6 protein-coding genes and 1 rRNA gene are annotated in these 8469 nt (G+C 46.7%); 3 read left to right on the top strand and 4 right to left on the bottom strand.

Annotated features, from left to right (window positions below; genetic code table 11):
• The 4 genes from ATB78_RS23950 to ATB78_RS23935 all read right to left on the bottom strand — a co-directional run.
• Positions 1-465 (bottom strand): 16S ribosomal RNA (locus ATB78_RS23950); the annotation flags it as partial.
• A gap of 451 nt (positions 466-916) precedes the next feature.
• Positions 917-1444: a menaquinone-dependent protoporphyrinogen IX dehydrogenase gene (hemG, locus tag ATB78_RS23945; protein ID WP_061010824.1), complete on the bottom strand. Its 528-nt coding sequence runs from the start codon at positions 1442-1444 to the stop codon at positions 917-919.
• A 9-nt stretch (positions 1445-1453) separates the two neighbouring features.
• Positions 1454-2911: a TrkH family potassium uptake protein gene (locus ATB78_RS23940; protein WP_005440865.1), complete on the bottom strand. Its 1458-nt coding sequence runs from the start codon at positions 2909-2911 to the stop codon at positions 1454-1456.
• 46 nt (positions 2912-2957) lie between these two features.
• Positions 2958-3581: a YigZ family protein gene (locus ATB78_RS23935; protein WP_009699111.1), complete on the bottom strand. Its 624-nt coding sequence runs from the start codon at positions 3579-3581 to the stop codon at positions 2958-2960.
• 268 nt (positions 3582-3849) lie between these two features.
• Here ATB78_RS23935 and fadB point away from each other — a divergent pair, with 268 nt between their 5' ends.
• From fadB to ATB78_RS23920, 3 genes are all read left to right on the top strand, one after another.
• On the top strand, positions 3850-6021 hold the full coding sequence (fadB, locus tag ATB78_RS23930; protein ID WP_061010823.1) for a fatty acid oxidation complex subunit alpha FadB: 2172 nt from the start codon (positions 3850-3852) through the stop codon (positions 6019-6021).
• Between the two features lie 14 nt (positions 6022-6035).
• On the top strand, positions 6036-7211 hold the full coding sequence (gene fadA, locus ATB78_RS23925; RefSeq protein WP_005426042.1) for an acetyl-CoA C-acyltransferase FadA: 1176 nt from the start codon (positions 6036-6038) through the stop codon (positions 7209-7211).
• A 266-nt stretch (positions 7212-7477) separates the two neighbouring features.
• Positions 7478-8458: an MDR family oxidoreductase gene (locus tag ATB78_RS23920; RefSeq protein WP_009708064.1), complete on the top strand. Its 981-nt coding sequence runs from the start codon at positions 7478-7480 to the stop codon at positions 8456-8458.
• The last annotated feature ends 11 nt before the right edge of the window (positions 8459-8469 follow it).

The raw sequence follows: 8469 nt of genomic DNA, 5'->3' as shown, positions 1-8469 counted from the left end.
ACCTTCCTCACGACTGAAAGTGCTTTACAACCCGAAGGCCTTCTTCACACACGCGGCATGGCTGCATCAGGCTTGCGCCCATTGTGCAATATTCCCCACTGCTGCCTCCCGTAGGAGTCTGGACCGTGTCTCAGTTCCAGTGTGGCTGATCATCCTCTCAGACCAGCTAGGGATCGTCGCCTTGGTGAGCCATTACCTCACCAACTAGCTAATCCCACCTAGGCATATCCTGACGCGAGAGGCCCGAAGGTCCCCCTCTTTGGCCCGTAGGCATTATGCGGTATTAGCCATCGTTTCCAATGGTTATCCCCCACATCAGGGCAATTTCCTAGGCATTACTCACCCGTCCGCCGCTCGACGCCGTTATCGTTCCCCGAAGGTTCAGATAACTCGTTTCCGCTCGACTTGCATGTGTTAGGCCTGCCGCCAGCGTTCAATCTGAGCCATGATCAAACTCTTCAATTTAAGATTTTGTTCGGCTCAATGAATACTGAACATTACATAAGTAATGTTTGAATTGACTGTGCTGAATCTTTCGATTCAATGGTCACTTCGTATCATTGAAACCTAATTTGATACCGAAGTATCTAATTGGATTATCATCAACGAGTGCCCACACAGATTGATAGGTCTATATTGTTAAAGATCTTTCCTATTGAGCTTTGCTCAAATCGGACGGCCATTTTAGCGAGTTAAAGTTTAGTGTCAATCACTTTTTTCAAACTTTTTTCAAGCGTTTCCGCTTGGCTAATTGGCTTGCTAACTTGGCTTTCGTTTCTTTCGAAGCGTTGCCGTGTCAGCGAGGTGGCATTATAGAGATTGCGATCACATTGGCAAGCCCTTTTTCTCGTTTTTTTTGATTTTTTTATCGTTCGGATAAATTTGCGTCAAAAGCGGTCAAAAGAGCACGTTATTTCTACAGTTCTTTGAATTTATCTGCGAAAAGAGCCACTTTTTCCCAATTGGTGTATTCCACTTCTTTGGTCGTATCGGTTTCGCCACCCGTCATCGACATAATAAACTTAATCATCGTTTTGTCGAACCAACCATAACGTGGGTAATAAAGAGCACCAGCAAAAACACCGATTAAGGTTGGTTTCCAAGGTGACTTAATTAGGAACTTACGAATGTAAGCGCTGCCCTCTGGCGTATCCTTTCCTTGGTCTTCTTTACGAGCGGTTAGGTTTACGCAGAAAAATGCCACTTTACTTTGTTCAAGCTGATTGAGGTTTCGCTCAATAAACTGGTACAGCTTCTTATTAAGATGACCATAACGAATAGACGCTCCAATCAATACCCTGTCGTATTGGCTAAAATCAATCGTCTCAACATTATGTAAATCCACCAGCTCGCATTCGAAGTCTGTTAGCTTCTCATCTATATAGTGGAGAATTTTTTTTGTCTGCCCTTCACGGGAGGAATATAGAAATAATGCTTTTGCCACGATTTCCCCTTAGCTACGCCAAAACGTCGGCGTAAGTAGAATAAGTAAGGTAAAGATTTCCAAACGTCCAAACAGCATAGAAACAATCAATACCCATTTTGCTTTGTCGTTCACATCGCCAAAGTGAAGCGCAACCTCACCCAAGCCTGGACCTAAGTTGTTGAGCGTTGCTGCAACTGCAGAGAACGCGCTTAGCTCATCCATCCCTGTAGCAATCAAGCCCAACATACAAACCACGAACACCAAAGCGTAAGCAGAAAAGAATCCCCAAACCGCATCAACTACTCTTTGCGGTAGCGCACTACCACCTACTTTGATGGTGTACACCGCACGAGGGTGCACCAAACGCTTCAGCTCACGCGCACCTTGTAAGGTCAGTAGCAGAATACGGATCACTTTCATGCCGCCGCCAGTCGAGCCAGCACAACCACCTATAAAAGAAGAGAACAACAACAGCACTGGTAAGAATAATGGCCAATCAGCAAACCCAGTTGTGGTAAAGCCAGCCGTAGTTGAAATGGACACGGTCTGAAAAAGCGCTTGATCGAATGCGTCATAGGTTGAGTCGTAAGAATGGTGATTCAACAATAATAAGAAGCACACCAAGAACAAAACAACTTGTATAAAGATGAACGCGCGGAACTCTGGATCTTTCCAATAGTATTTAGGATGCACGCCGCCAGACGCAAACGCAGCGAAGTGCAAAGAATAGTTACATGCTGAGATTAACAAGAAGACAACGGTAATCATGTTAATGGCATAGCTATCGAAATAGCCCATGCTGGCGTCATGCGTAGAGAAGCCACCGATAGCAATGGTGGAGAAGCTATGACTGATAGCATCAAATGGCGTCATACCAGCCAACCAAAATGCCACGGCACATGCGATAGTCAAACTCAAATAAATGTACCACAGTGCTTTTGCTGTCTCAGCAATACGCGGGGTCATCTTAGTATCTTTTACCGGTCCCGGTATTTCGGCACGATACAGCTGCATACCACCGATACCAAGAACAGGAAGAATGGCTACCGCCAACACGATGATACCCATACCGCCAAACCACTGTAGCAGCTGGCGATAAAAGAGAATCGCTTTTGGCAACTCGTCGAGCCCGACAATCACCGTCGCACCCGTTGTTGTTAAAGCAGAGAAGGACTCAAAAAAGGCGTCAGTCACAGACACATTGGGGTTATCTGAGATCAGAAAAGGGATAGAGCCAGCACTGCCAAGTACAGTCCAGAAAAGAACAACAATAAGGAAGCCATCACGCGCTTTAAGCTCGTGTTTGTGCCTGCGGTTTGGGAACCAACAGATCCCACCGCATACAAGAAGTACGAAGAAAGTCGTGACAAAAGGTACACCCGCACCATCTCGATAGATAAGCGCAACCAGCGCAGGCGCGAGCATTGTGACACTAAAAAGTGCGAGCAATAGCCCGACGATTCGAATAATTGAACGAAATTGCATGGATTGATTGACTAGCGAAGCTGTCCCTGTGGCTTCCTATTTTTCATTATTGTCCGTCTAGTGGGGTGACAATTGCCTTTGCACCACTTTTGTTGATGATAGCTTGGGTAAACGCGCTCACTTCACGTAGCTCAATTTCCACCACTAATACCACCTGATCGCTGTATTCAGCATCCACTTCAACCGCACCAAACTGGGGCATAAGCGACTGTGCGATAGGCATAAACCCATAGTCTAACTCTAGTCGGAGTTTTGTGGTTATTTTTTTCTCAATTGTTTGAAGCAGCTTGAGCGCTTGTTGAACGCCGCCACCATAAGCTTTGACCAAACCACCTGTACCGAGCTTGATGCCGCCAGAATATCGAGTCACTACAGCTGTAATCTCTCCAACTCCGGAGCCAGACAGCTGAGCAAGGATCGGTTTACCTGCTGTTCCCGATGGTTCTCCATCATCACTAAAGCCCCACTTCATCGAGTCTTCTGGTCGACCTGCAACAAATCCCCAGCAGTTGTGTCTTGCATCAGAATGCTTGGTTTTGATCTGCTCAACGAATGCTTTCGCCGCTTCCACGCTTGGCGTGTGTGCTAAGTAAGTAATAAAGACACTCTTTTTGATCTCTTCTTCAAATTGAGCAGGCTGAGCAGGAATCAGATAAGGCAGGTCATTCATAGGATTAGGTCACTTTTCTCTTTGTTCAGAGTCTATCACGAGAGGTAATTGTGAGTCGCATAAGATCTGCCTTAGCGCACAATGTTAAACACTTGTTTAAAAAATGTATTGAAATTAACCAATCCGAAGTCCAAACTAACTTCACTGGTCTAACCAGAACAATAAATAAAACGACTTTCCTCTATATCGATTTGCTGCCCTACAGGCGCTCAGCCCGCATCAAATTGGTATACAGACAATCCAAGATTGTATGTCATGGAGATAGACAATGATTTACCAAGCCGAAACCCTACAGGTAAAGGAAGTACAAGATGGTATTGCAGAACTAAGCTTCTGCTCTCCAAAATCCGTTAACAAGCTAGACCTAGCGACACTAGAGTCACTCGACAAAGCCCTTGATGCACTAAAAGCGCACCAAGGACTGAAGGGCTTGATGCTCACCTCAGATAAAGACGCGTTCATTGTTGGCGCTGATATCACCGAATTCTTAGGTCTTTTTGCCAAGACAGACGCTGAGCTCGATCAGTGGCTGCAATTTGCTAATAGCATCTTTAACAAGCTGGAAGACTTACCCGTCCCGACTATCTCGGTACTAAAAGGTCACACGTTAGGCGGCGGCTGTGAGTGTGTGCTTGCAACTGATATGCGAATTGGTGACAAGACCACCAGCATCGGTCTACCAGAGACAAAATTAGGCATTATGCCGGGCTTTGGTGGTTGTGTACGTCTGCCACGTGTTATTGGCGCCGACAGCGCAATGGAAGTGATCACTCAAGGTAAAGCGTGTCGTGCGGATGAAGCGTTAAAGATTGGTCTTCTTGATGCGGTTGTTGATACCGACGCACTTTACGAGTCAGCACTACAAACACTGACATCGGCAATCAACGAAAAACTAGATTGGCAAGCTCGTCGCAAGCAAAAGACATCACCTCTAACGCTAAGTAAGCTTGAATCAATGATGAGCTTTACCATGGCGAAGGGTCTAGTGGCTCAGAAAGCGGGTCCTCACTACCCAGCTCCAATGACAGCCGTTATTACTATTGAAGAAGGCGCTCGCTTTGCTCGTAATGAAGCACTCGACATTGAACGTAAGCACTTCGTAAAACTGGCTAAGTCTGAAGAAGCAAAATCACTGGTTGGTTTGTTCCTTAACGACCAATACATTAAAGGGCTTGCGAAAAAATCAGCTAAGTCAGCAAGTAAAGACACGCAACGTGCGGCTGTGCTTGGTGCGGGCATTATGGGCGGCGGCATCGCCTACCAATCTGCACTCAAAGGCGTACCGGTGTTAATGAAAGACATCGCGCAACCTTCACTCGATTTAGGCATGACTGAAGCATCTAAGCTGCTAAATAAACGCTTATCTCGTGGTCGCATTGATGGCTTTAAGATGGCTGGTATTTTAGCGTCTATCACACCAAGCCTACATTACGCAGGCATCGAAGAATCAGACGTAATTGTTGAGGCCGTAGTAGAAAACCCGAAAGTAAAAGCAGCAGTGCTGAGTGAAGTCGAATCACATGTCGGTGAAGACACGGTTATCACCTCAAACACCTCGACAATTCCTATCAACCTGTTGGCAAAATCGCTGAAACGCCCAGAAAACTTCTGTGGCATGCACTTCTTCAACCCAGTGCACCGCATGCCTCTTGTTGAGATCATCCGTGGTGAACACACCTCTGATGAAACCATCAATCGCGTTGTTGCGTACGCAGCGAAAATGGGCAAATCACCAATTGTCGTTAATGACTGCCCTGGATTCTTTGTAAACCGCGTGTTGTTCCCATACTTTGGTGGCTTCAGCATGTTACTTCGCGATGGTGCTGGCTTTACGAAAATCGACAAAATCATGGAACGTAAGTTTGGCTGGCCAATGGGACCTGCATACTTGCTGGACGTTGTTGGGATTGATACTGCTCACCACGCACAAGCCGTAATGGCACAAGGATTCCCTGAGCGTATGGGCAAACAAGGTCGTGACGCGATCGATGCGCTGTTCGAAGCAGATAAATACGGCCAGAAGAATGGCAATGGCTTCTACAGCTACACCATTGATAGAAAAGGTAAGCCTAAGAAAACCTTCTCTGAAGAAATCTTGCCAGTACTCGCTGACGTTTGTGCCGATAAGCAAGACTTTGACGAACAAACCATCATTCAACGTATGATGATTCCAATGATCAACGAAGTGGTACTGTGTCTGCAAGAAGGCATCATTGCCACTCCACAAGAAGCGGATATGGCGCTGGTTTACGGTCTTGGCTTCCCTCCATTCCGCGGCGGCGTATTCCGCTACCTAGATAGCGTAGGTATTGCTGAGTTTGTTGCAATGGCAAAACAATACTCAGAGCTCGGTGCAATGTACCAAGTACCACAGATGCTGAGTGATATGGCGGCGAAAGGTGAAAGCTTTTACGGTGCACAACAGCAAGGTTCTATCTAAGGAGGGATTCTAAAATGACTAATCAAACAAGAAATGTTGTCGTAGTCGATTGTCTACGTACTCCAATGGGTCGCTCTAAAGGTGGTGCTTTCCGTCATACGCGAGCAGAAGATCTATCCGCACGCCTAATGAAGGGTATTCTTGCGCGTAACCCACAGGTGAACCCAAGCGAGATTGAAGATATCTACTGGGGTTGTGTACAACAAACACTAGAGCAAGGCTTTAACGTTGCTCGTAATGCGGCGCTGCTTGCTGGCCTACCTATTGAGATTGGCGCCGTGACGGTTAACCGCTTGTGTGGTTCATCAATGCAAGCGCTTCACGACGGTACACGTGCCATCATGACGGGTGACGCTGAAATCTGCCTAATTGGTGGTGTTGAGCACATGGGACACGTACCAATGAATCACGGCGTGGACTTCCACCCTGGTATGTCAAAGACGGTTGCAAAAGCAGCAGGCATGATGGGCTTAACCGCTGAAATGCTTGGTAAGCTGCATGGCATTAGCCGTGAGCAACAAGACGAGTTTGCTGCGCGTTCTCATGCTCGTGCACATGCTGCAACCGTAGAGGGTCGTTTTAAAAACGAAATCCTACCAATTGAAGGTCATGCGGCTGACGGCACGCTGTTCACTCTGGATTACGATGAAGTGATTCGCCCTGAAACATCCGTTGAAGGTCTATCTCAACTTCGCCCTGTTTTCGATCCTGCCAACGGCACAGTAACAGCTGGTACATCATCGGCGCTGTCTGATGGTGCATCAGCAATGCTGATCATGAGCGAAGAAAAAGCCAATGAGCTTGGTTTGAAGATTCGTGCACGCATTAAAGGTATGGCCATTGCGGGCTGCGATCCTTCAATCATGGGTTACGGTCCTGTACCTGCGACGCAAAAAGCGCTCAAGCGTGCTGGTCTTTCAATTGAAGACATGGATGTGGTCGAGCTAAACGAAGCATTTGCTGCGCAGTCTCTACCATGTGCTAAAGACTTGGGTCTGCTTGATGTTATGGATGAGAAGGTCAACCTTAACGGTGGTGCGATTGCATTGGGTCACCCACTTGGTTGTTCTGGCTCACGTATCTCAACGACATTAATCAACCTAATGGAAGCCAAAGACGCGAAATACGGTCTGGCAACCATGTGTATCGGTTTAGGTCAGGGTATTGCGACGGTATTTGAACGACCATAGTTTGCTTGAGAAACGCTAGGTTGTAGTGATCAATCCAACAATCACGAGCAAATGAACCAATACTGAAAATTTTTAGTATTACACTTAAGGGCGGCATCTGATGTCGCCCTTTGTTTTACGCTAAATATTGCTTACATGCACAAAAAGCATACATTAAATGCTCAAGTTTCATTTTATTCATAGACAAAGAAGACATACACTTAGCAGCAGTTGATATCTTGCTGCATGTGACCCAGAGTCACGCTACCGCACAATCGGAGAACCTTATGTTTAATGCTCTAGTTCTAAATCAAGAAGACAAACGTACTATCGCTAGCATCGAGCAAATCGATGAAACACAACTGCCTGAAGGCGACGTTCTGATTGACGTTGATTACTCATCGTTGAACTACAAAGACGGTCTTGCAATTACAGGTAAAGGTAAAATCATCCGTAACTTCCCGATGGTGCCGGGTATTGACCTAGCAGGTACAGTAGTAAGCTCAGAAGACGACCGCTACCAAGCAGGCGACAAAGTTGTTCTTACTGGTTGGGGTGTAGGTGAAAACCATTGGGGCGGTATGTCTCAGCGCGCTCGTCTAAAAGCGGATTGGCTGGTACCACTACCAAAAGGTCTAGACAGCAAGAAAGCAATGATGGTGGGTACTGCTGGCTTCACTGGCATGCTATGTGTTCAAGCACTGCTTGATGCAGGCATCAAACCTGAAAACGGCGAAATCCTAGTAACTGGCGCAAGTGGCGGTGTAGGCTCAGTAGCAGTAACGCTTCTAGCACAGCTTGGCTACAAAGTTGCTGCAGTGACAGGCCGCGTAGAGAAAAACGGCCCACTACTAGAAAAACTTGGTGCTAGTCGCATCATCGACCGCGTTGAATTTGAAGAGCCAGCACGTCCGCTTGAGAAGCAAGTATGGGCAGGTGCCGTTGATACTGTGGGCAGCAAAGTACTAGCAAAAGTATTGGCGCAAATGGATTACAACAGTGCAGTTGCAGCTTGTGGTCTTGCTGGTGGCTTCGATCTACCAACCACAGTGATGCCGTTCATCCTACGTAACGTTCGTCTACAAGGTGTGGATTCTGTTTCATGCCCATTTGAAAAACGTACTGCAGCATGGGAAAAATTGGTTGAGCTACTACCAGACAGCTACTTCGAACAAGCTTGTACTGAGGTAGAACTAGCAGAAGCACCAAAATACGCTGAAGACATCACAAACGGCCAAGTAACTGGTCGCGTGGTTATCAAGCTATAAGCGTTAACCCT

It is taken from the genome of Vibrio sp. CUB2, from assembly GCF_001557945.1.
Classification (GTDB): Bacteria; Pseudomonadota; Gammaproteobacteria; order Enterobacterales; family Vibrionaceae; genus Vibrio; species Vibrio owensii.
This window is presented reverse-complemented; position numbering and strand designations above follow the sequence as displayed.

Coding starts and splice junctions, on each gene's coding strand:
- ATB78_RS23940 (WP_005440865.1), bottom strand. CDS start 2,911: ATGCAATTTCGTTCAATTATTCGAATCGTCGGGCTATTGCTCGCACTT.
- ATB78_RS23920 (WP_009708064.1), top strand. CDS start 7,478: ATGTTTAATGCTCTAGTTCTAAATCAAGAAGACAAACGTACTATCGCT.
- fadA (WP_005426042.1), top strand. CDS start 6,036: ATGACTAATCAAACAAGAAATGTTGTCGTAGTCGATTGTCTACGTACT.
- fadB (WP_061010823.1), top strand. CDS start 3,850: ATGATTTACCAAGCCGAAACCCTACAGGTAAAGGAAGTACAAGATGGT.
- ATB78_RS23935 (WP_009699111.1), bottom strand. CDS start 3,581: ATGAATGACCTGCCTTATCTGATTCCTGCTCAGCCTGCTCAATTTGAA.